Raw genomic sequence first — 21,369 nt, 5'->3', positions numbered from 1 at the left:
GGGTGCGCTTCGCTGCGCGCTCTGATAAAGGTCGCCTTCAACGGCGACCTTGCATGACATCATTACGCCAGCGCGTGGATCACCACCCACATCGGCCCCTGCCCGACCGCATAGCGCGCCAGTGGCTGCAGCAGGCCGCGTCCGGCAATCCGGTACACTTCAATATGATGCGACTTCTGTCCCGCTGCGACCAGATAAGCGCCACGGCTATCGATATTAAACCCGCGCGGCTGCGTTTCGGTGGGCTGGTGGCCCTCAATTGTCAGCGCGTCGCCCGCGTCACTGACGCTAAACACGGTAATCGTGCTGCTGGTACGATCGCAGGCGTAGAGCGAGCGGCCATCCGGCGTGATATGAATATCTGCCGCCCAGCGGGTGCCGCTGAAATCCGCCGGCATCATATCCAGACTCTGTACGCACCTCATCTCGCCCTGCAGTGACCAGACATCCACCGTACTGTTGAGTTCGTTGACCACATAGCCATACGCGCCGCCGGGATGAAACACCATATGACGCGGACCGGCGCCTGCAGCGGTCGTGACGTCTGCCTGTGCGCACGGCGTCAGACGGCCATCCTGATGCAGCTGAAAACGGCAGATGCGATCCTGCTTCAGCGCCGGCACCAGCAGCGTCTCGTTACGCAGATCGATGTTGGCCGAGTGGCATCCCTCAAGGCCATTAATCACCTGCGACGGCGCCTGCGGCAGCCCGCTCTCGTCCAGCGGGCTGATGCTGACGCAGGCGTTGTTATAAGAGCCGCAGAACAGAAACCGGCCTTCGCGATCGGTGGAGATGTGCGTCGGGCTGCCCGGCAGCGGCGCTTCCCCCGCCAGCGTCAGCGTTCCGTCTGCGGCAATACGGTAGGCCAGCACGCGAAAATCGGGACGTACGCCCACATAAAGAAACTCTTTTTTCGGGCTCACTACCATGGGCTGCACCTGGCCGGCCACATCGGTCACCTGCAGTAGCGTCAGCGCGCCATCTTCCTGAAGCTGCCAGGCGTGGATCTGCTGGCTCTCGGGACTGGCGGTATACACGACTTGTTTCATGCGTTTTTCCTTATTCGCTGCCTGATGAAAGGGATAACTGTAGCCTGTTTCAGCCGGCTACGCTGGCGGGATTTCTGCCCGCTTTTTTGTCTCAGCGCGGCTGGCAGGTGTAGACTTGATGCCTGTTTATTCAAAGACGGAACCCGTAATGAGCTATCGCGTAATCGCCCTCGACCTGGATGGCACCCTGCTGACACCCACTAAAACCATTCTGCCTGAATCGCTGGAGGCGCTGGCCCGCGCGCAGCAGGCGGGCGTGAAGGTGCTGATCGTCACCGGTCGCCATCACTGTGCTATCCACCCTTTTTATCAGGCGCTGCAGCTGGATACACCCGCAATCTGCTGTAACGGCACCTATTTGTATGATTATCAGGCAAAAAAAGTGCTGGCTGCCGATCCACTGCAGGAAAATCAGGCGCAGCAGGTTCTGACAATGCTGGAAGAAGAACATATTCACGGCCTGCTCTATGCGGATGATGCGATGTTCTACCAGACAGCGACCGGTCACGTTACCCGCACGCTGAACTGGGCCGCTTCGCTCCCTGAGGCGCAGCGTCCGCTGTTTGTGCAGGTGCCCGATCTGCAGCAGGCGGCGCGCGATGCGCAGGCGATCTGGAAATTCGCCCTGTCACATCCAGACACGCGTGCGCTGCAGCAGTTTGCCCGGCGTACCGAAGCGGAGCTGGGTCTGGCGTGTGAGTGGTCCTGGCACGATCAGGTTGATATCGCTCAGGCGGGTAACAGCAAAGGCAAACGCCTGGCGCAGTGGGTGGAGAGCCAGGGCTTCAGCATGCAGGAGGTGCTGGCGTTTGGTGATAACTATAATGACCTCAGCATGCTGGAGCAGGTGGGACTGGGCGTTGCGATGGGCAACGCCGATGACGCCATCAAAGCGCGCGCGGCGGAGGTAACCGGCACCAACCTTGAGCCTGGCATTGCGGAGATTATTCGCCGGGAAGTGCTGTGACGGCAGCGGTCTCCGTCAGGCAATAACTGAAACGCTTTTGAGCTGGACATAGAGCCACTGATCGACGCGAATGCCCAGCTCATCGCGTGCCCACGGCGTGATCCGCGCCCAGAGCTCACTGCTGCCAATGCGTACTCTGACCTCAACCTGATCGTCAATATCCAGCACCTCTGTAACCTGCGCGGGCAGAATATTACGCACAGAGGTGTGCTGCGCCGGCTGCAGCGCCAGCGAGACATCGGCTGACGCGATTCGAATACGCAGCGTGCTTTTTGCCGGCAGGTTAACGCGACTCACCCAGATATGCTGGTCGCCCAGCAGCAGCGCGGTCATGGGGTAGTAAGGATGCTGCTCCAGCACCTGCACGCGCAGCACGCTGGTGCGCTCGCTGGCCGGCAGCCAGGGACGCATTGCGCTGCTGCTCCACACTTTCTCCAGCGGGCCTGCTGCTTTAACGCTGCCGTTATCCAGCACCAGTACGTTGTCCGCGAGCTGCACAATCTCATCCAGGCTGTGCGAGACATAGAGCACCGGTACGGCAACCTGCTTTGTCAGCTGCTGCAGCCACGGCAGCAGCTCGCGCTTGCGCGGCAGATCCAGTGAGGCCAGCGGCTCATCCATCAGCAGCAGATCGGGCGCACTCAGCAGCGCCCGGCCAATTGCCACGCGCTGTTTTTCACCGCCTGAGAGCGTGGCTGGAAAGCGATCCAGCAGCGCATCCAGCCCCAGCAGCGCCACCAGCTGCGCAAACTGCGGTTTCATTGACGCTGCCATGCTGTACTGCAGGTTGCCGCGCACCCGATAGTGCGGAAACAGTCGCGCATCCTGAAACACATAGCCGATACGCCGCTGCTCCGGCGGCAGATTGATGCCGCGCGCGCTGTCGAACAGCACCCGGTCGTTGATCTGAATGCGGCCCTGCTGCGGCTGCGTCAGGCCGCTGATAGCGTTGATCAGCGACGTTTTTCCCGCACCCGACACGCCAAATACGGCGGTGATGCCGTGCGCCGGCAGCGTGGTGTCCACCTCCAGCAGATGGTCACCCAGCCGCTGTGAAAACTGCAGCGTCAGCATCAGGCGATCCCCCAGCGTTTACGGCCCCAGCGCGCCAGTAATTCTGACGCCACCAGCGACAGCAGCGCCAGCGCGATCGCCACCGCACAGAGGCGCGCGGCGGTGCTTTCTGCGCCCGGCGTTTCAATCAGGGTAAACATCGCGGAAGGAATGGTACGGGTTTCACCGGGAATATTAGAGACAAAGGTAATGGTGGCGCCAAACTCCCCCAGCGAGCGGGCAAACGCCAGCACGGTACCGGCAATAATGCCCGGCAGCGTCAGCGGCAGTGTAATAGTGAAAAAGACCCGCCAGCGCCCCGCTCCCAGCGTCCGCGCGGCCTGTTCCAGCCGGGTATCCACCGCCTCCAGCGCCAGCCGGATGGCGCGTACCATCAGCGGAAATGCCATCACCGCTGCCGCCAGCGCCGCACCGCGCCAGCTGAAGGCGAAAGTAAAGCCAAACCAGTCCCAGAGCCAGCCGCCGATCGCCCCGCGACGCCCCAGCGCCAGCAGCAGCAGATAGCCTACCACCACCGGCGGCAGCACCAGCGGCAGATGGACCAGACTGTCGAGCAGGGTTTTACCCGGAAAGCGGCAGCGTGCCAGGATCCAGGCCATGAGAATGCCAAACGGCAGGCTGCACAGCACCGCCACGCAGGAAACTTTCAGGCTGAGCACAACAGCCTGCCACTCGGGATCGCTCAGTATCATCTTTTTGGCGTAAATCCATACTGTTTAAAAATAGCCGCGGCCTCGGGCCCCTGCAGATAGTGCCAGAAGGCGGTGACCGCCGCGTTCTGATGCGCGTTAACAATGGCCATCGGATACTCTACCGGCGGATGCGAGTCGGCGGGAAAACGCCCGGCAACCATCACCCCTTTACTTGCCACGGCGTCAGATCCATACACGATGCCATACGGTGTTTCGTTTCGCTCAACCAGCGCCAGCGCGGCGCGCACGTTGCTGGCTGGCGCAAGCTGTGACGCAAGCTGCTGCCAGGCGCCCAGCTTTTGCAGCGCGGCTTTGGCGTAAATCCCGGCGGGCACATGTGCCGGATCGCCCACCGCCAGGCGCTGCCCCTGCAGCAGATTTTTCCAGTCGGTGCCGGCTGAGATCGTTACCGGCGCCGCGCCGGCGCTTTTAGGCGCGATCAGCACCAGATCGTTACCCAGCAGCGTCACGCGCGTGTTTGCTTCAATGCTCTGCTTTGCCGCCGCGTCATCCATCCACTGCTGATCGGCCGAGATAAAGAGATCGGCCGGCGCGCCCTGTTCAATCTGGCGTGCCAGCGTGGAAGAGGAGGCAAAAGAGGAGACCACCTCGGTCCCACTCTGCTGCTGATACCGGGTGGCGATCTCCTGCAGCGCATTGGTGAGTGATGCCGCAGCAAACACCGTGATTTTGTCAGCCGCCACCGCCTGGCCCGCCAGTGAAATTGTCAGCGCCGTTGTGGCCAGCCAGTAAGAGGATTTGTTCAGCATGTCAGACTCCCTGTTTCGTTGTATATCGAATCATACAACGCTTAGGCAGATGCCGCTATGCGCAGGATGCGGATCAATCTCAACAGAAGGAGTATCGGCAGGAGAGAGCGGAAATTGATAAAAAAACGCCCGCAGGGTGCGGGCGGGTAAATCAGTGCTGTGAGCTTTTCGCCGGGCGGTCATTGCGACGGCCAAATTTGGAGATAATGTTAAACACTTCTCCCAGGCCGTAAATCAGACCCAGCATAATCGCCATCACAATCGGCACCATGATGACCGCGACGGCCAGGCTTTTTATCAGTTCCAGCATGGAAACCTCACGCAGAATTTAAAAAAGTGATTGTAGCGGCAGAGGAAAAAAAGGCACTGCCCTTTTCGTGCTTTTACTTTACGCCGTACACTACCCGCTTCCGACTAAAGGAGCTGACATGCAGGCCGATCTCTCACTTCATATTCGTCTTCAGCAGAAACTGTTTGCCGATCCGCGCCGTATTGAACTGCTGCGACAGATTGCCGAAACCGGATCAATCAGCCAGGGCGCCCGGCTGGCGGGTATCAGTTATAAAAGCGCCTGGGACGCCATCAATGCGATGAACCAGCTGGCGGATGAGACGCTGGTTGAGCGCGCCACCGGCGGCAAAGGCGGCGGCGGCGCCCGTCTGACGCGCTATGGTGCGCGGCTGATCCAGCTGTACGATCTGCTGGCCCAGATCCAGCAGAAAGCGTTTGATGCCCTGCAGCAGGATAACCTGCCGCTGGACAGCCTGCTGGCTGCGATTGCGCGCTTCTCGCTGCAGACCAGCGCGCGTAATCAGCTGTTTGCTACCGTGCGCCGTCGTGACGACCGGCCGGTGCAGCAGCATATTGAGGTGGTACTGGCCGATGGCGTAACGCCGGTTAACGTGGCGCTGACCGCGCGCAGCGCGCAGCGGCTGCAGCTTGTGCCCGGCAAAGAAGTGCTGGTGCTGATCAAGGCACCGTGGATCCGGCTCAGTGACGACGACGAATCCGGCGATAATGCGTTATCCGCCCAGGTCAGCACGATTGAACAGGGCGAAGAGATGAGCGAAGTGCTGCTGACGCTGAGCGGGGGCGAAACGCTGTGTGCCACGCTGAGCGCAGCACAGCTGGCGCAACAAAAGCTGCAGCCGGGTGACAGGGTGACCGCCTGCTTTAGCGCTGAACAGGCGATCATAGCGACGCTGATCTGACTATTCTGCACCGATTGACTTCCGCTGCAGCGGCCGTTACAACAGTAACAACGATGCACAAACCGGAACAGATCATGTCTTTATTGCAGATTTCGCAAGGCACATTTCATCTTAGTCACCATCGTGCGCTCAGCATTGACGCGCTAACCGTTCAGCGCGGTGAGAGCTGGGCCTTTGTGGGCGCTAACGGCAGCGGTAAATCTGCACTGGCCCGGGTGCTGGCAGGCGAACTTAGCGCCGGGAAAGGCCACTTCAGCAGCGATTTTCGTCGACCCATCCGCCTCTCATTTGAGCAGCTGCAGCAGATGGTGAGTGAAGAGTGGGAACGAAATAACACGGATATGCTCAGCGAAGGGGAAGAGGATACCGGCCGCGCCGTCGCAGAGATCGTCCAGACGGAAATCAGCGATCAGGCGCGCTGTCGCGCGCTGGCGCAGCAGTTTGGTATTCAGGATTTGCTGGATCGCCGCTTTAAATATCTCTCTACCGGTGAAACCCGCAAAACCCTGCTTTGTCAGGCGCTGATGACAGAACCGGATCTGCTGATCCTCGATGAGCCGTTTGACGGGCTGGATGTTGCGTCGCGCGCCAGCCTCACCGCGCTGCTGCTGCAGCTGCATACGCAGGGCTATACGCTGGTGCTGGTGCTGAACCGGTTTGAGGATATCCCCGATTTTATTCAGCAGGCGGGCGTGCTGGCAGAGTGCACCCTGACCCACGCCGGTGACCGCAAGACGCTGCTGGCGGAAGCGCTGGTGGCCCAGCTGGCGCACAGCGAACGGCTGCAGGGCATGGCACTGCCGGAGGCAGATCGTCCCGATCTGCTGCCGGCGCTGGCCATGGATACCCCGCGCGTGCTGCTGCGGCATGGCCGGGTCGCCTATGACGATTGCCCCATTATCGATAACCTCAGCTGGCAGGTCAGCGCTGGCGAACACTGGCAGATTACCGGGCCGAACGGCGCCGGCAAATCCACGCTGCTTAGCCTGGTGACCGGCGATCACCCCCAGGGCTACAGCAACGACTTAACGCTGTTTGGTATCCGGCGCGGCAGCGGCGAAACCATCTGGGATATCAAACAGCATATTGGCTACGTCAGCAGCAGCCTGCACCTTGACTACCGGGTGAGCTGTAGCGTGCGCACCGTGGTGCTCTCTGGCTTTTTTGACTCCATTGGTCTTTATCAGGCCGTTTCAGAGCGTCAGAAAGCGCTGGCGCGCCAGTGGCTGGCGCTGCTGGGGATGGATAACGCGCTGGCAGATGCCCCTTTTCACAGCCTCTCTTGGGGGCAGCAGCGGCTGGTGCTGATTGCGCGTGCGCTGGTTAAGCACCCCGCCCTGCTGATTCTGGATGAGCCGCTGCAGGGGCTGGATCCGATTAACCGTCAGCTGGTACGCCGCTTTACGGATGTACTGATTGGTGAAGGCCGCACCCAGCTGCTGTTCGTCTCGCACCATGCTGAAGATGCCCCACGCTGCATTACCCATCGCCTCAGCTTTATCAAAACCCCGGAGGGTTACCGTTATCAGCAGGAGGCGCTGCGCACGCCGCAGACCTGACCGCATTCTGCCCCGCTTACGCCGGGCTGCCGATCCTGCCTGACCAGCGATCGGCAGCAGCGTCTGTCAATGTAACCGCTACCACTAATCTGTGCTAAATTTAAATTGAAGCGTATTACAGGCCGCAAAATTAAGAATAAGGGACTTGTGTAAACGATACCATTTATCCAGACTTGATCACGCTTTTGCCGGCGGGCCTATGCTAGTTTGAGCGCAGAAAACGTTTACTGTTTGCCGTTACCAGGACAAGTTATGCAAAAATTTAATCCGGTGGATCATCCGCATCGCCGCTATAACCCGTTAACCGATCAGTGGATCCTGGTGTCACCACACCGGGCGAAACGCCCGTGGCAGGGTGCCCAGGAGACGCCGGCACGTGAGACGCTGCCGGCGCACGATCCCGACTGCTTCCTGTGCGCGGGCAATACCCGTATCACCGGCGATAAAAATCCTGATTACACCAACACTTACGTCTTTACCAACGACTTTGCTGCGCTGATGGAGGAGACCCCGGATGCGCCGCAGAGCGACGATCTGCTGATGCGCTGTGAAAGTGCCCGCGGCACCAGCCGGGTGATCTGCTTTTCGCCCGATCACAGCAAAACGCTGCCGGAGCTGTCGCTGAGCAACCTTGAAGCGATTGTAGCGACCTGGCAGCAGCAGAGCGCGGAGCTGGGTCAGCACTATCCGTGGGTGCAGGTTTTTGAGAACAAAGGCGCGGCCATGGGCTGCTCTAATCCGCATCCGCACGGTCAGATCTGGGCCAACAGCTTTCTGCCGAATGAAGCGCAGAAAGAGGATGATAACCAGCGGCGTTACTTTGCCGAAAAAGGCACGCCGCTGCTGCTGGATTACGCGGCACGCGAGCAGCAGGACGGCAGCCGTACCGTCGTGGAGACGGCGCACTGGATCGCCGTGGTGCCGTGGTGGGCCGCCTGGCCGTTTGAAACCCTGCTGCTGCCCAAAACGCACGTCAAACGCCTGACCGAACTCAGCGCTGAGCAGAGCAGCGACCTGGCGCGCGCGCTTAAGCTGCTGACCAGCCGTTATGACAACCTGTTTCAGTGCTCATTCCCCTACTCAATGGGCTGGCACGGCGCGCCGTTTACCGAAGAGACCGGCGATCACTGGCAGCTGCATGCGCATTTCTATCCACCGCTGCTGCGCTCGGCAACGGTGCGTAAATTTATGGTCGGCTACGAGATGCTGGCTGAAACCCAACGTGATTTAACGGCGGAGCAGGCAGCAGAACGTCTGCGCTCTGTCAGCGATATCCATTTTCGTGAGGCGCAATAAATGTCTTTGAAATCGACTACCCGGCAGCTGTTCGCTGACACCTTTGGCTATGCCGCCACCCACACCATTCAGGCACCGGGCCGCGTAAACCTGATTGGTGAACACACTGACTACAACGATGGTTTCGTGCTGCCGTGCGCTATCGATTATCAGACGGTGATCGCCTGCGCACGCCGCGACGATCGCCAGGTACGGGTGATCGCCATGGATTATGACAACCAGCAGGATAGCTTCTCGCTGGATGCGCCGATTGAACCCGTAAAGGAGCCTATGTGGGCCAACTATGTGCGCGGCGTGGTGAAGCATCTGCAGCAGCGTGACGCCGGCCTCGGCGGCGTGGATATGGTTATCAGCGGCAACGTGCCGCAGGGTGCCGGTCTCAGCTCTTCAGCCTCACTGGAAGTCGCCGTCGGCACCGTGTTCCGCGAACTGTGGCAGCTGGATCTGGATGGCGCGGCGATTGCGGTTAACGGCCAGGAGGCGGAGAACCAGTTTGTCGGCTGTAACTGCGGCATTATGGATCAGCTTATTTCGGCGCTGGGCAAACGGGATCACGCCATGCTGCTCGACTGCCGTACCCTGGCGACCCGGGCGGTGCCAATGCCGGATAACGTCGCCGTGGTTATTATCAACAGCAACTTCCGCCGCTCACTGGTGGGCAGTGAATATAATACCCGTCGCGAGCAGTGTGAAACCGGCGCGCGCTTCTTCAACAAACCGGCGCTGCGCGACGTCACGCTGGAGGAGTTTGAAGCACGGGCACATGAGCTGGATAAGCTGGTGGCGAAGCGCGTGCGCCACGTTATTACCGAAAACGCCCGTACGCTGGAAGCAGCCGACGCGCTGAGCAAAGGCGATCTTGAGCGTATGGGCGAGCTGATGGCGGCCTCACACGCCTCTATGCGTGACGATTTTGAAATCACCGTGCCGGCAATCGATCAGCTGGTGGCGATTGTCAAACAGGAAGTGGGCCCGCACGGCGGCGTGCGCATGACCGGCGGCGGCTTTGGCGGCTGCATCGTGGCGCTGATGCCGGCAGATCGGGTGGATCAGGTCAGAGCGGCGGTGGCAGAAAAATATGAAGCGCAGACCGGTATCAAAGAGACCTTCTACGTCTGTAAAGCGTCAGAAGGAGCGGGTCAATGGTAAGCGACGTCAACTCTCATGCGCCAGACGGACAGCCGTGGCGCATAACGGTGCTGCGCAACCGTAACGGCATGGTCGCCACCTTTATGGACTGGGGGGCCACCTGGCTTTCGGCGCGCGTGCCGATGCAGGATGGCAGCGTGCGGGAAGCGCTGCTGGGCTGCGCCACCCCGTCAGATTATCTGCATCAGGATGCCTATCTCGGCGCCACGATTGGCCGCTATGCCAACCGTATCGCACAGGCTGAGCTGAAGACGCTTTCGCTGAAGCTGGCTGCAAATCAGGGGCCGCATCAGCTGCACGGCGGACCGGAGGGGTTTGATAAACGCCGCTGGCAGATTGTCAGTCAGAGCGACAGCAGCGTGCACTACCGGCTCGACTCACCAGAGGGCGATCAGGGCTATCCGGGTAATCTTATCGCCTCGGTAACGTATGAGCTGACGGAAGATAATACGCTGGCGATCCGCTATCAGGCAGAAACCGATCGCGCCTGTCCGGTCAACCTGACCAACCACGCCTACTTTAACCTTGATGCGCATCATGGTGACGCCCGCCAGCATCGGTTACAACTGCAGGCAGACCATTACCTGCCGGTAGACAGCGAGGGCATTCCTGATGCGCCGCTGAAAGCCGTTGCGGCAACCAGCTTCGACTTCCGCCAGCCCAAACGCGTGGCGGATGAGTTTCTGGCCGATGCCGATCAGCAGGCAGTCAAAGGCTACGATCACGCATTTTTGCTGAACGCTAAAGGTGACATCACGCAGTGTGCCGCCGGACTCTGGTCCGCTGACGGCGCGCTGCAGCTCAGCGTGTTTACCACGGCACCTGCGCTGCAGTTCTATACCGGCAACTACCTGGCGGGAACGCGCGCCCGCGAGCAGGAGAACTATACTGCTTTCCAGGGCATTGCGCTGGAGAGTGAATTTTTACCGGATTCGCCTAACCATAGCGAGTGGCCGCAGCCCGATTGCTGGCTGCAACCCGGTGACATCTGGCGCTCAGAGACGCGGTATCGCTTTACGGCACACTGAGACGACGGCTGAAAAACGCGCACTGCGTATGCGACAGACTTACGCCGTGCGCCGTTTTCCGTTATGGTATGGCGCTATCAGTGTGCCGCCGCTTCAGGCGGCCGCAGCCGGGTTCATTACTAATCTACTTAAGCATTAAGGAGTAAAGCTATGGCCGTAACTAAGCTGGTTCTGGTCCGTCACGGCGAAAGCCAGTGGAATCAGGAAAACCGCTTCACCGGATGGTATGATGTGGATCTCTCTGATAAAGGTCGCACCGAAGCAAAAGCGGCGGGTCAGCTGCTGAAGAAAGAGGGCTTCGTGTTCGATTTCGCCTATACCTCCGTGCTGAAACGTGCCATCCACACCCTGTGGAACGTGCTGGATGAACTGGATCAGGCCTGGCTGCCGGTAGAGAAAACCTGGCGTCTGAATGAGCGTCATTACGGCGCACTGCAGGGGCTGGATAAAGCAGAAACCGCGGCTAAATATGGCGATGATCAGGTTAAACAGTGGCGTCGTGGTTTTGCCATTACTCCGCCAGAACTGGATCGCAACGATGAGCGTTTCCCTGGCCATGATGCACGTTATAAATCACTGACCGATGCACAGCTGCCAACGACCGAAAGCCTGGCGCTGACCATTGATCGCGTCATCCCTTACTGGAACGAGACCATTCTGCCGCGCATCAAAAGCGGTGAGAAAGTTATCATCGCCGCACACGGTAACTCGCTGCGCGCACTGGTAAAATATCTCGATAACATGAGCGAAGATGAGATCCTCGAGCTGAACATCCCGACCGGCGTGCCGCTGGTGTATGAGTTCGATGAAAACTTCAAGCCTATCAAACACTACTATCTGGGTGATGCCGACGAGATCGCAGCGAAAGCCGCGGCCGTGGCAAACCAGGGTAAAGCGAAGTAAACGATCGCAGTCATCAAAAGGCCAGACATCCGTCTGGCCTTTTTTATGCGTCACTCTCAGCCGCGGCGGGTCCGGATCGCCTGCGCCAGCTGACGCAGCGCTTTTTCCGTATCTTCCCAGCCAATACAGGCATCGGTCACACTCTGACCATACACCAGCGGTTTTCCGCTCTCCAGGCTCTGATTACCCTCAACCAGATGGCTCTCAATCATCACACCGGTAATCGCCTGCTCGCCGCCGGCGATTTGCTGTGCCACGTCTTCCGCCACTACCATCTGCCGCTGGAACTGCTTGCTGCTGTTGGCATGGCTGAAATCGATCATTACCTGCGGACGGAGACCCGCTTTTTCCAGACCGCTCTTCACTGCCGCAACGTGTTCAGCGCTGTAGTTTGGCTCTCTGCCGCCGCGCAGGATGATGTGGCAGTCTTCGTTGCCGCGCGTCTCAACGATAGCCGAGTGCCCATATTTGGTCACTGACAGGAAGCAGTGCGGCGCGCTGGCGGCGCCGATGGCGTCAATAGCGACTTTGATCGTGCCGTCGGTGCCATTTTTAAACCCTACCGGACAGGAGAGACCGGAAGAGAGCTCGCGATGCACCTGTGATTCAGTGGTACGTGCACCGATGGCGCCCCAGCTCATGAGATCGGCCATATATTGCGGCGTGATCATATCCAGGAATTCACCGGCAGCCGGCAGCCCGGTATCGTTGATATCTACCAGCAGCTTACGTGCCAGGCGCAGCCCCTCATTAATCTGAAAGCTGCCGTCCATGTGAGGATCGTTGATCAGCCCTTTCCAGCCTACCGTGGTGCGCGGCTTTTCAAAATAGACGCGCATCACCACTTCCAGCTCGCCGCTCAGCTCATCGCGCAGCGTCAGCAGGCGGGCAGCGTACTCTTTCGCCGCTGCCGTGTCGTGAATTGAACAGGGCCCGATAACCACCAGCAGGCGATCATCCTGGCCATGCAGGATCCGGTGAATGGCCTGACGCGCCTGCGATACGGTCGCCGCCGCACTCTCCGTTGCCGGATATTTTTCCAGCAGCGCAACCGGGGGAAGTAACTCTTTGATCTCTTTGATACGTAAATCGTCGTTCTGGTAATCCATACTTATTCCATTCAGATTTTTGTCCTGCGTGCGCCGGACGTAACCTGTTCAATCTATCCCTTCAGCCGCCATGAGTAAATTAAGAGCGTCATGAAAATGCTTTTGTCTTATTTGCATTTATACAGTCATCGACTAAGCTTTTTAAACGTAAGCACTGAGGAACGAGTCGCTTACACTATATTTTTTTACGCCGAACACTCCTGACGAAATTTAATTTCGTTACGGCCCGCTTTTTTCGTCACACAGCACCCGTGGGTGTCAAACGGCAACTATCCATTTATTACAGGAGCATAATGATGAATAAGTTTGCAATTGTTTTTCTGACGGCAGCAATGACTCTGGGTAGCGGTGCAGCGATGGCTGCAAGCAACAATGGACAGGCCAACGCATCAGCTGAAGCGGGTGCAACAGCAGGCGGCGCAAAACAGAATCTGCCTCCGCACAATGTTGATAACAACGATATCAACACCGGCAACACCAATACCAACGGCGCAGCAATGTCAGGCACTGAGTCAGGCGATATGTCTGCAAAAGAGATGCATAAAAACACCATGTGTAAAGATGGCCGCTGCCCGGACATGAACAAAAAAGTCGAAACCCAGTCGGGTAGCGACAATGTAAATACCAAAACCGACGGCACTACCCAGTAAGGGATGTCTCTGCGGTAATCAGGGCGAGCGCAGGCTCGCCCTTTATTTTTTCCGGCCACGCTTTTCCGCTATGCTAACCGCCATGAAATTCACAGGAACGGTGTCATGGCTACCCTACTGCTTATTGACGATCACCCGCTGGTCGAAGTCGCGCTTCAGGCTGCCTGCCAGCACGCCCCGATCCCTCTGCAGCTCTATGCAGCCGCGGATGAATCTCAGGCGCGCACCTGCCTGCAGCAGCACGCTATTGACGTGATCATTCTTGATATCGGCCTGCCGGATTGCGATGGTCTGGAGCTGCTGCGCCGCCTGCGCGCGCGTGATGCACAGCGCCCGGTGCTGATTTACTCTGCCCAGCAGAGCCGCCATACCTTGCTGAGCGCAGCCTCGCTGGGAGCGGCAGGCTATGTGGTGAAAAGCCAGAGCATGGCCCAGCTGCTCAGTGCCATCCTCGCGGTACTGGGAGGGCAGCAGGCTTTTCCGCCGCTGCCGGAGCGGCTGGACCTGCCGCTGACGGAGAAAGAGCAGCAGATTGTGGCGCTGCTGGTGCGGGGTCTCTCTAACCTGCAGATTGGTGAACAGCTGCATATCAGTAATAAAACCGTCAGCACGCATAAAAAAAATATCATGGCCAAAACAGGCGTGACCTCAGTAGTTGAGCTGGCTGAGCTGTGGAAAGCGCAACAGTGAAGTGGCTCTGGCTGTTGTGCCTGCTGCTGGCGGCCAGCGTGCGCGCTGAACTGCTGCCCGCCAGCAGCGTCATGCTGCCTGCAGTGATGCCCGCACCTCATGCTGCGCCACCGCCGGCCGCGCAGCTGCGCGTAGCGGTGCCGGTGCAGAATAGCGCGCCCTGGTCAATGCGCATCGGCGATCGCCTGTGGGGGATTGATGCTGACTATCTCAGCGCCCTCAGCCAGCAAAGCGGCGTGCGGTTTCAGCTGCAGGGCTACCCTGACCGGACAGCGCAGCTGCAGGCGCTGAAGCGCGGCGAGGTTGACCTGGTCCTGACCACTGAAAGCACGCCGCTGCCTGCCGGCGCCTCGCTCAGCACCAGCTGGTTCAGCACGCCGCTGCGTATTTACCGCAATCGTGAGAATCAGCGCGCGGTGATGTTTAACAGCGACAATGCTCAGCTGACGATTGCCGGCAGCACGCTGACGCAGCTGCCGCCCGCGCTGGCAGCACGCCACCGCTGGCATCCGCTGGCTGGTAATTTGCAGGCGCTCTACGCCCTGCTCAATCAACAGAGTGATTATCTGGTCGCCGATGAAGCCAGTGCTAACTTCCTGCTCAGCCAGCTGCAGCAGGGAGAGATCTACCAGATCACCGCCGATCCGGACGCGGTACTGACGCTGCGCGCGATCGCCCGCGATCCGGCGCTGACAACGTGGATCGATACCCAGCTTCGTCTGCTGCCGGCGGAGTTCAGCCGCCAGGTTGCACAGCGCTGGAGCCCGCCGCTGCCGCGCTATCAGGATACGCAGACGCTGATGCTGAGTCAGGCAGAGCAGCAGTGGCTGGCGGAGCATCCCGTTGTCACCTACGCCGCTGCGCCGGATAATGCACCCTGGAGTTACCGTGACGCCAGCGGTAACGCACGCGGTTTCGGTATCGATCTGCTTAATGCGCTGAGCCAGAGCACCGGCATCCGCTTCACGCCGCGCTGGGTTGCTAATCCGCAGCAGGCGCAGGCGCTGCTGGCACAGCAGACGGTAATGCTTACTCTGCTGGAGCCGCTGGATACGCCTGATGCAGCCTCCACCACGCTTCCGGTATGGCGTGCTATCTGGGGTGTTTACAGCCGGATGCCGCTTGCGCCTGCCGACTGGTCTTCACTGCAGGGTAAACGTCTTGGCGTGCTGCGCGGCGATCTGGCCCGTCAGCTGCTGCCTGCGGGCATTACGCCCCAGTGGTTTGACGATCGAACCCGGCTCTGGCAGGCGCTGGGCAGCGGACAGATTGATGCGCTGGTGGATAATGTCATCTCTGCACGCTGGCATCTGGCCAGCCGCGATGACACCGCGCTGCGCCTGGCCTTTGCCGCCAGCGATATCGCCTGGCCGATGGCGCCCCGGGTGGCGCCGCAGCAGCCGCAGCTGCGCGCCTTGCTCGATCGCGCGCTGCAGCAGATACCACCTGAAACGCTGAACCAGATGCGCGCAAGCTGGGCACAGCCGCCGCAGCCCGGCAGCACGATGATGATGCGCAGCATACCGAAACTGGTGCTGTTTGCGGCAGCGCTGATGATGACGGCGCTGCTGCTGCTGCAGCTGCGTCATGTGCTGCAGCAGCGGCGTGAACGACGGCAGCGTGCGGAAGCGGAGCGCGCCAGTGCGGCTAAAAGCCAGTTTCTCGCGACCGTCAGTCATGAGTTGCGCACGCCAATGCAGGCGATCCTTGGCCTGCTGGAGCTGGAACAGCAGCAGCATGTGCCCGCGCGAATGGCGCTGATGCACAGCAGCGCCCGCTCTTTGATGACGTTGCTGAACGACTTGCAGGATCATGCGCGGATTGAGAATCAGAGTTTTCGCCTGACGCCGCGCCCGCTTAATCTGTCCCGCTGGCTGCAGCAGCAGCAGCAGTACTACCATCCGCTGATGCGTGCTGACGGCCCGCAGCTGCGCGTAACGGCCCTGACGCCGCTGCCCGCGAGCGTACTGCTGGACGGCGATCGCCTGCAGCAGGTTATTAATAACCTGGTGGCCAATGCGCTGAAGTTTACCCGTGAAGGCGAGATCAGCCTTACGCTGGCGGTACAGGAAAAGATCACGCTTGTTGTATCAGACAGCGGCAGCGGTATTCCGCTCAGCGAGCAGGCCCACCTGTTTGAACCGTGGTATCAGGCGCCGTCTGGCCGGCGTCATGCGGTACAGGGCAGCGGGCTGGGACTCTTTATCTGCCGGGAAATTATACAGCGTATGGGCGGTACGCTGCAGCTGCGCTCTGCGCCGGGCCAGGGCACGCGCGTCAGCGTGACGCTGCCGCTCACGCCCTGCGACATCCCGGATGCCGGCGACGATCCGGTCTGGCCGCGTTATCCGCAGCTGCGGGTGGCGATTGTTGACGATCATCCGACTAATCTGCTGGTGCTGCAGCAGCAGCTGGCTGCGTTTGGCGTCCAGGCTGACACCTTTGATGCGGGACGCGCCCTGCTGCTTGCCGATGCCCGGCAGCCGTTTGATGTGCTGTTTATCGATCAGATGATGCCGCATCCCGACGGTCTGACGCTGCTGCGCATTCTGCGCCGCCGCCAGCGACAACGGCCGCGCCCTGCCCTGCGCGTTATCTGTTCCGCCGACGTGCAGCGTTTACGCCTGCCGCTGCAGGCGCATGAGGCGCAGCTGGTGAAACCGGTTACGCTGCAGGCGCTGGCCGCGCTGCTGGCGCAGGCGCAGCCCGATCCGCTGGCGCAGCTGCCGGCAACGCTGCAGCAGCTGGCTCAGCACGACGCCAGCTGGTTGCCACGCGTCTGTGAGACACTGCAGCGCGCCGTCACGCAGGATCGCGATGCGCTGCTGCAGGCCAGCGGTCAGCACGACTGGCCTGCCGTTGAAAAAGCCGCCCATCGTCTGAAAGGCAGCTGGCTGATGCTCGGCATAGAAGAGGCTGCCGGACAGTGTCAGCAGCTGATTGACGCCGCGAAACAGCAGCAGCCCCGTCCTGATACACTCAATTTGCTGATATTATTAACCAACAAGCTACTTAACCAACTGGAACGCTATGGCACATTCTCACTCTCACGGTGACCACAATGCTAATCGCACCCGCCTGGCGGCGGCGTTTGGCGTCACGGCACTGTTTATGCTGGCCGAAGTGATCGGCGGCCTTCTTTCAGGTTCCCTGGCGCTGCTGGCCGACGCCGGACATATGCTGACCGACGCCGCCGCCCTGCTGATGGCGCTGCTGGCGGTGCAGTTTGCGCGCCGTAAACCCAATGCGCGGCATACCTTTGGCCTGCTGCGTCTGACCACGCTGGCCGCGTTTGTGAACGCGATTGCGCTGCTGGTGATTACCGTGCTGATTGTCTGGGAGGCGATCCGCCGCTTTACTCATCCGCAGCCGATCGAGGGTGGCCTGATGCTCGGCATCGCTATCGCCGGGCTGTTTGCTAACCTGCTTTCATTCTGGCTGCTGCACCGTGGCAGCGGCGAGAAAAATCTCAACGTGCGCGCCGCCGCGCTGCACGTTCTGGGAGACCTGCTTGGCTCTGTAGGCGCTATTGCCGCAGCGGTTATCGTTATGCTCACCGGCTGGACGCCTATCGATCCGATCCTTTCCCTGCTGGTTTCCATACTGGTAGTACGCAGCGCCTGGGCGCTGCTGCGCGAGAGCCTGCATGAGCTGCTGGAGGGCGCGCCGGTGAATATCAATATTGATAAGCTGGCGCGCGAGCTGAAGCTGAATATTGATGAGGTGCGTAACGTTCACCATATCCATCTGTGGCAGGTAGGTGAGAAGCCGGTGCTCACGCTGCATGTTCAGGTGGTGCCGCCGTACGATCACGACGGCCTGCTGCACAAAATCCATCACTATCTGCATCAGCACTATCAGATTGAACATGCCACGGTACAGATGGAGTATCAGGCGTGCAGCGGGCCCGACTGCGCGCTCGGATCAGAACACGCGGCTGATGACGATCATCATGCGGTGCTGGACGGGCACGCGCATCATCATCACTAACCCGCCAGCGCACGTGAGCCCTGCTCGCGTGCGCTCTGTATCCACATACGCGAGCCGTTCAGCGCAATCAGCGTAAGAATGGCGTACTCCAGCGACATCGCATACACCCCCTGACGGGCAAAAATCATCACGCTTATTACGTTGATGACCACCCACAGCAGCCAGTTTTCGACATATTTACGCGTCATCAGAATCATCGCTACGATGGAAAGCACCATCATGCAGGCATCCCAGAAGGGAAAGGCGTCAGGCTGCAGTTGCGGCATGCTGACCTGCAGGCCCATTCCCTGCATGATCTGCACCGCGCTGCGGGTGAGGAAACCAAACACCACATCGATATAGCGCGTCATCAGTGCAATTGCGATAACGCAGGCGGCCCCCCATCCCAGCGCTTTCGGCAGCGACAGCCAGCGAATTTTTAACGCGCGCTCATGATCACTGGTTTGCCGGCTCCAGGCGTACCAGCCATAAAGATTGGCAGCAAAGAAAAAGAGCTGCAGCAGCAGGCTGGCGTAGAGCTGGATTTGAAAGAAAATCACCGCAAACAGCGTGACGTTGATCAGACCAAACAGGTAGTTGCTGATTTTTTCCAGGCTGGCCAGCCAGATGCAGAGCAGCCCGGCCAGTGTGCCGATCGCTTCTATCCATGAGAGATCGTACCCTCCCACGCCAAAGGGGATATGTACCAGGATATTTTGCGTGCTGAAAATGTCCATTACGGGCTCCTGTGCCTGAAATGCGCGATGCAGAGTAAAAACCAGGGTTGATTAACTGCGGCGCTGCACGAAATCACATCGCTGCACCTGTGTTTTATTTAATTAACAACAGATGCCAGAAAAATACTACAAAGAACAATAAATGGCCATTGAGTTTTTTATACTAAACAAGCGGCGCATCCGGTTTTTTGCCGGCCAGCTCCAGCTCCAGTAAAAACGCTTTAACCGGCAGACCACCGGCAAAGCCGGTAAGTTTGCCGTTGCTGCCAATAACGCGATGACAGGGGGCCATAATAGAGAGCGGATTTTTGCCGTTGGCAGCGCCCACCGCGCGTACGGCTTTGGGATGGCCAATCTGCTCGGCTATCTGCCGGTAGCTGCGCGTTTCTCCAAACGGGATGGTCAGCAGGGCTGCCCATACCTTTTTCTGAAACGGTGTGCCCAGGGTGTCGTAGTTCAGGGTAAAACACTGCCGTGTGCCGGCAAAATATTCCTGCAGCTGGCGTTCAGCCTCGCACAGCACCGGATGCTGGTCATTACGCGACAGCGGCGTCAGCGGCACGCGCTGTGATCCTTCATTTTCCCACAGCACGGCTGCCAGCCCTTTATCGCTGGCAATCAGCGTCAGCTCGCCGACCGGTGTCACAATGGTTTTTGTATGGTACATAACAGACCTCCGCAGTGGATCACTCCCGACTATTATTGCATTAATCGCGCCGCAAACTGGCTGTTTTCGGACAGGCACATAAACTGATTAGCTGTCCGAAAGCAGCGTGTTTCAGCCACCGGACTGCGCCATGATGCCCTTTATTTACCGGAGAAAACGATGCTGGATCCCGAAATTGCTTACCAGGCGCTGACGTCACGCGACAGTCGCTTTGACGGGCTGCTCTATGTGGGCGTGACCTCAACCGGTATTTACTGTCGTCCCGTCTGCCCGGTGCGCAAACCGCTGCTGAAAAACTGCCGCTTTTTTAATAACGCTGAGGCGGCGGAAAAGGCGCGCTTTCGTCCGTGTCTGCGCTGCCGCCCGGAGCTGGCACCGGGATGTGCACCGCTTGATAACCATCACCGCATTGCCGACCGCCTGATCCGGCGCGTTGAAGAGGGCATGCTGGAAGAGCAGACCTCGCTGGCTGAGATTGCCGGTGAGTTCTTTCTGAGTGAACGTCAGCTGCGACGCGTTATTCAGCAGGAGCTGGGCGTTTCGCCGCTGGAGCTGCGTCAGACGCGGCGTATGTTGCTCGCCAAACAGCTGCTGACCGAAACCGCGCTGCCCGTAACGGAGATCGCTTACGCCAGCGGCTTTCGCAGCCTGCGTCGCTTTAATGACGTGTTTCAGGCGCGCTATCGCATGACGCCTTCTGCGCTGCGCAGGCAGAGTCAGCCGGAGGGCGCTGCCCTGCCGCAGCAAAGTGCGACCCTGCAGCTGAGCTATCGTCCCCCCTATGACTGGGCGGCGATGCTGGATTTTCTTGAAGCGCACGTCATGAAGCAGGCTGAATGGGTGGCCGATGGCGCTTATCACCGTACCGTGGCGCTGGGCGGGTGTCGCGGCTGGGTGCGCGTCAGCGCCCTGCCCGATAAGCATGCGCTGCAGGTTGAGTTCACCACCTCACTGACGCCGGTACTGCCTGCCCTGCTGCGCCGGCTGCGCGATCTGTTTGACCTGGATGCCCAGCCGCAGGCGGTCAGCGATCTGCTGAGCCGCGATCCGCTGCTGGCAGAGAGTCTGGCCCGTCATCCGGGCCTGCGCGTGCCCGGTGCGTTCGATGCGTTTGAACTGAGCGTACGCGCCATTCTTGGCCAGCAGGTTACGGTTAAAGCAGCTGTAACGCTCAGCAGTCGTCTGACAGAGCGGTTTGGCGAGCCGCTGGTGACGCCCTGGCCGGCGCTCTTCCGCTTATCTCCGGATGCGGCCACGCTGGCAGCGGCGACGGTCGATGATATTGCCGTGCTGGGCATCGTCAGCGCCCGTTCAAATGCGATTATCGCGCTGGCTCATGCCTGCGCCAGCGGCGCGCTGCGCTTTAACGGCTCCCTGCCACCGGATACCGTACAGCAGCAGCTGCTGGCGCTGAAGGGGGTCGGACCATGGACCGCCAGCTATATCGCCATGCGGGCGCTGCGCTGGCCTGACGCCTTTCCAAAAGAGGATATCGCTATCCGGAACAATCTCGGCGGCGTGACGGCCAGGGAGGCAGAGCAGCTGTCACAGGTATGGCGTCCGTGGCGCAGCTATGCCGTGCAGCATATCTGGAAAAGTCTGATGCCCGAAAAAGCCCCCCGGAAAAAGCCGGCACGGTAGCGGCCAGGGCGCCATAAATGGGGCCCCTGCGGATAGATGGGCATATTCCGTCAACGCAAACGCATTACCGCTCCTCATACCCGTAGGGGCCGCATTAATGCGACCCTGGCGTGTTAATGCGACCCTGACGCGTTCATTAACCATCGGGGGTTATACGCGGCCAGGACGCCATAAATGGCGCCCCTACGTATGGATGGGCATATTCCGT

20 protein-coding genes are annotated in these 21,369 nt (G+C 59.6%); 12 read left to right on the top strand and 8 right to left on the bottom strand.

Annotation, left to right across the window (positions count from 1 at the left end; genetic code table 11):
* Positions 1-62: 62 nt before the first annotated feature.
* Positions 63-1,049, bottom strand: coding sequence for a 6-phosphogluconolactonase (gene pgl / locus B3041_RS04560; protein WP_292969742.1), 987 nt, complete (start codon positions 1,047-1,049; stop codon positions 63-65).
* Positions 1,050-1,197: 148 nt separating this feature from the next.
* Here pgl and B3041_RS04555 point away from each other — a divergent pair, with 148 nt between their 5' ends.
* A complete protein-coding gene (locus tag B3041_RS04555; protein WP_292969740.1) occupies positions 1,198-2,016 on the top strand; it encodes a pyridoxal phosphatase in 819 nt (272 codons plus the stop codon).
* Between the two features lie 15 nt (positions 2,017-2,031).
* Here the strand turns inward: B3041_RS04555 and modC are convergent, their stop codons facing one another.
* The 4 genes from modC to B3041_RS04535 form a co-directional block, all read right to left on the bottom strand.
* Positions 2,032-3,090 (bottom strand): molybdenum ABC transporter ATP-binding protein ModC, encoded by a 1,059-nt coding sequence (gene modC, locus B3041_RS04550; RefSeq protein ID WP_065649817.1) that lies wholly within the window; start codon positions 3,088-3,090, stop codon positions 2,032-2,034.
* Positions 3,090-3,782: a molybdate ABC transporter permease subunit gene (gene modB / locus B3041_RS04545; RefSeq protein ID WP_065649818.1), complete on the bottom strand. Its 693-nt coding sequence runs from the start codon at positions 3,780-3,782 to the stop codon at positions 3,090-3,092. The genes modC and modB overlap by 1 nt, the downstream gene beginning before the upstream one ends.
* Positions 3,779-4,552 carry a molybdate ABC transporter substrate-binding protein gene (modA, locus tag B3041_RS04540; RefSeq protein WP_065649819.1) on the bottom strand — a complete coding sequence of 258 codons (774 nt, stop codon included), beginning with the start codon at positions 4,550-4,552 and terminating at the stop codon, positions 3,779-3,781. The genes modB and modA overlap by 4 nt, the downstream gene beginning before the upstream one ends.
* A gap of 151 nt (positions 4,553-4,703) precedes the next feature.
* A complete protein-coding gene (locus B3041_RS04535) occupies positions 4,704-4,862 on the bottom strand; it encodes an AcrZ family multidrug efflux pump-associated protein (protein WP_039383289.1) in 159 nt (52 codons plus the stop codon).
* Between the two features lie 118 nt (positions 4,863-4,980).
* Here B3041_RS04535 and modE point away from each other — a divergent pair, with 118 nt between their 5' ends.
* From modE to gpmA, 6 genes are all read left to right on the top strand, one after another.
* On the top strand, positions 4,981-5,763 hold the full coding sequence (modE, locus tag B3041_RS04530) for a molybdenum-dependent transcriptional regulator (protein WP_065649820.1): 783 nt from the start codon (positions 4,981-4,983) through the stop codon (positions 5,761-5,763).
* 74 nt (positions 5,764-5,837) lie between these two features.
* A complete protein-coding gene (gene modF, locus B3041_RS04525) occupies positions 5,838-7,322 on the top strand; it encodes a molybdate ABC transporter ATP-binding protein ModF (RefSeq protein ID WP_292969736.1) in 1,485 nt (494 codons plus the stop codon).
* A 252-nt stretch (positions 7,323-7,574) separates the two neighbouring features.
* The gene (gene galT, locus B3041_RS04520) at positions 7,575-8,618 is read left to right on the top strand and encodes a galactose-1-phosphate uridylyltransferase (RefSeq protein ID WP_065649822.1); all 1,044 of its coding nucleotides are present in this window, start codon (positions 7,575-7,577) and stop codon (positions 8,616-8,618) included.
* The gene (galK, locus tag B3041_RS04515; RefSeq protein ID WP_065649823.1) at positions 8,619-9,767 is read left to right on the top strand and encodes a galactokinase; all 1,149 of its coding nucleotides are present in this window, start codon (positions 8,619-8,621) and stop codon (positions 9,765-9,767) included. It abuts the gene before it with no gap.
* Complete coding sequence (gene galM / locus B3041_RS04510) at positions 9,761-10,795, top strand: galactose-1-epimerase (RefSeq protein WP_292969731.1); 1,035 nt, start codon at positions 9,761-9,763, stop codon at positions 10,793-10,795. The genes galK and galM overlap by 7 nt, the downstream gene beginning before the upstream one ends.
* Before the next feature lie 150 nt (positions 10,796-10,945).
* Positions 10,946-11,698 carry a 2,3-diphosphoglycerate-dependent phosphoglycerate mutase gene (gene gpmA / locus B3041_RS04505; protein ID WP_065649825.1) on the top strand — a complete coding sequence of 251 codons (753 nt, stop codon included), beginning with the start codon at positions 10,946-10,948 and terminating at the stop codon, positions 11,696-11,698.
* A gap of 56 nt (positions 11,699-11,754) precedes the next feature.
* Here the strand turns inward: gpmA and aroG are convergent, their stop codons facing one another.
* Positions 11,755-12,807 (bottom strand): 3-deoxy-7-phosphoheptulonate synthase AroG, encoded by a 1,053-nt coding sequence (gene aroG / locus B3041_RS04500; protein WP_292969729.1) that lies wholly within the window; start codon positions 12,805-12,807, stop codon positions 11,755-11,757.
* A gap of 296 nt (positions 12,808-13,103) precedes the next feature.
* On the opposite strand from aroG, the gene B3041_RS04495 reads away from it, so the two are divergent.
* The 4 genes from B3041_RS04495 (at position 13,104) to zitB (ending at position 18,137) form a co-directional block, all read left to right on the top strand.
* Positions 13,104-13,457, top strand: a complete 354-nt coding sequence (locus B3041_RS04495) for a YbgS-like family protein (protein ID WP_084798769.1) — start codon at positions 13,104-13,106, stop codon at positions 13,455-13,457.
* A 105-nt stretch (positions 13,458-13,562) separates the two neighbouring features.
* Complete coding sequence (locus tag B3041_RS04490) at positions 13,563-14,147, top strand: response regulator transcription factor (protein WP_292969727.1); 585 nt, start codon at positions 13,563-13,565, stop codon at positions 14,145-14,147.
* Entirely contained in the window at positions 14,129-17,203 is a 3,075-nt protein-coding gene (locus B3041_RS04485; protein ID WP_292969725.1) for an ATP-binding protein, read from the top strand. Before B3041_RS04490 ends, B3041_RS04485 begins: the two co-directional genes overlap by 19 nt.
* On the top strand, positions 17,178-18,137 hold the full coding sequence (gene zitB, locus B3041_RS04480) for a CDF family zinc transporter ZitB (RefSeq protein ID WP_292969723.1): 960 nt from the start codon (positions 17,178-17,180) through the stop codon (positions 18,135-18,137). The genes B3041_RS04485 and zitB overlap by 26 nt, the downstream gene beginning before the upstream one ends.
* Here zitB and pnuC read toward each other — a convergent pair.
* Together pnuC and B3041_RS04470 are read right to left on the bottom strand one after the other, a co-directional pair.
* Positions 18,134-18,853: a nicotinamide riboside transporter PnuC gene (gene pnuC, locus B3041_RS04475; protein ID WP_065649830.1), complete on the bottom strand. Its 720-nt coding sequence runs from the start codon at positions 18,851-18,853 to the stop codon at positions 18,134-18,136. The genes zitB and pnuC overlap by 4 nt on opposite strands.
* A 163-nt stretch (positions 18,854-19,016) precedes the next feature.
* A complete protein-coding gene (locus B3041_RS04470) occupies positions 19,017-19,520 on the bottom strand; it encodes a methylated-DNA--[protein]-cysteine S-methyltransferase (RefSeq protein ID WP_065649831.1) in 504 nt (167 codons plus the stop codon).
* A gap of 159 nt (positions 19,521-19,679) precedes the next feature.
* Here B3041_RS04470 and B3041_RS04465 point away from each other — a divergent pair, with 159 nt between their 5' ends.
* The gene (locus tag B3041_RS04465; protein WP_292969720.1) at positions 19,680-21,161 is read left to right on the top strand and encodes an AlkA N-terminal domain-containing protein; all 1,482 of its coding nucleotides are present in this window, start codon (positions 19,680-19,682) and stop codon (positions 21,159-21,161) included.
* Positions 21,162-21,369: the final 208 nt, after the last annotated feature.

The sequence above is a fragment of the Pantoea sp. UBA4549 genome (genome assembly GCF_002387285.1).
GTDB classification, from domain to species: domain Bacteria; phylum Pseudomonadota; class Gammaproteobacteria; order Enterobacterales; family Enterobacteriaceae; genus Pantoea; species Pantoea borealis.
The sequence above is the reverse complement of the archived record's forward strand: the minus strand, read 5'-3'. Positions and strand labels throughout refer to the sequence as shown.

What these genes read in the sequence shown, in the direction of transcription:
- pgl (WP_292969742.1), bottom strand. Translation starts at nt 1,049, where the DNA reads ATGAAACAAGTCGTGTATACCGCCAGTCCCGAGAGCCAGCAGATCCAC.
- B3041_RS04555 (WP_292969740.1), top strand. Translation starts at nt 1,198, where the DNA reads ATGAGCTATCGCGTAATCGCCCTCGACCTGGATGGCACCCTGCTGACA.
- modC (WP_065649817.1), bottom strand. Translation starts at nt 3,090, where the DNA reads ATGCTGACGCTGCAGTTTTCACAGCGGCTGGGTGACCATCTGCTGGAG.
- modB (WP_065649818.1), bottom strand. Translation starts at nt 3,782, where the DNA reads ATGATACTGAGCGATCCCGAGTGGCAGGCTGTTGTGCTCAGCCTGAAA.
- modA (WP_065649819.1), bottom strand. Translation starts at nt 4,552, where the DNA reads ATGCTGAACAAATCCTCTTACTGGCTGGCCACAACGGCGCTGACAATT.
- B3041_RS04535 (WP_039383289.1), bottom strand. Translation starts at nt 4,862, where the DNA reads ATGCTGGAACTGATAAAAAGCCTGGCCGTCGCGGTCATCATGGTGCCG.
- modE (WP_065649820.1), top strand. Translation starts at nt 4,981, where the DNA reads ATGCAGGCCGATCTCTCACTTCATATTCGTCTTCAGCAGAAACTGTTT.
- modF (WP_292969736.1), top strand. Translation starts at nt 5,838, where the DNA reads ATGTCTTTATTGCAGATTTCGCAAGGCACATTTCATCTTAGTCACCAT.
- galT (WP_065649822.1), top strand. Translation starts at nt 7,575, where the DNA reads ATGCAAAAATTTAATCCGGTGGATCATCCGCATCGCCGCTATAACCCG.
- galK (WP_065649823.1), top strand. Translation starts at nt 8,619, where the DNA reads ATGTCTTTGAAATCGACTACCCGGCAGCTGTTCGCTGACACCTTTGGC.
- galM (WP_292969731.1), top strand. Translation starts at nt 9,761, where the DNA reads ATGGTAAGCGACGTCAACTCTCATGCGCCAGACGGACAGCCGTGGCGC.
- gpmA (WP_065649825.1), top strand. Translation starts at nt 10,946, where the DNA reads ATGGCCGTAACTAAGCTGGTTCTGGTCCGTCACGGCGAAAGCCAGTGG.
- aroG (WP_292969729.1), bottom strand. Translation starts at nt 12,807, where the DNA reads ATGGATTACCAGAACGACGATTTACGTATCAAAGAGATCAAAGAGTTA.
- B3041_RS04495 (WP_084798769.1), top strand. Translation starts at nt 13,104, where the DNA reads ATGAATAAGTTTGCAATTGTTTTTCTGACGGCAGCAATGACTCTGGGT.
- B3041_RS04490 (WP_292969727.1), top strand. Translation starts at nt 13,563, where the DNA reads ATGGCTACCCTACTGCTTATTGACGATCACCCGCTGGTCGAAGTCGCG.
- zitB (WP_292969723.1), top strand. Translation starts at nt 17,178, where the DNA reads ATGGCACATTCTCACTCTCACGGTGACCACAATGCTAATCGCACCCGC.
- pnuC (WP_065649830.1), bottom strand. Translation starts at nt 18,853, where the DNA reads ATGGACATTTTCAGCACGCAAAATATCCTGGTACATATCCCCTTTGGC.
- B3041_RS04470 (WP_065649831.1), bottom strand. Translation starts at nt 19,520, where the DNA reads ATGTACCATACAAAAACCATTGTGACACCGGTCGGCGAGCTGACGCTG.
- B3041_RS04465 (WP_292969720.1), top strand. Translation starts at nt 19,680, where the DNA reads ATGCTGGATCCCGAAATTGCTTACCAGGCGCTGACGTCACGCGACAGT.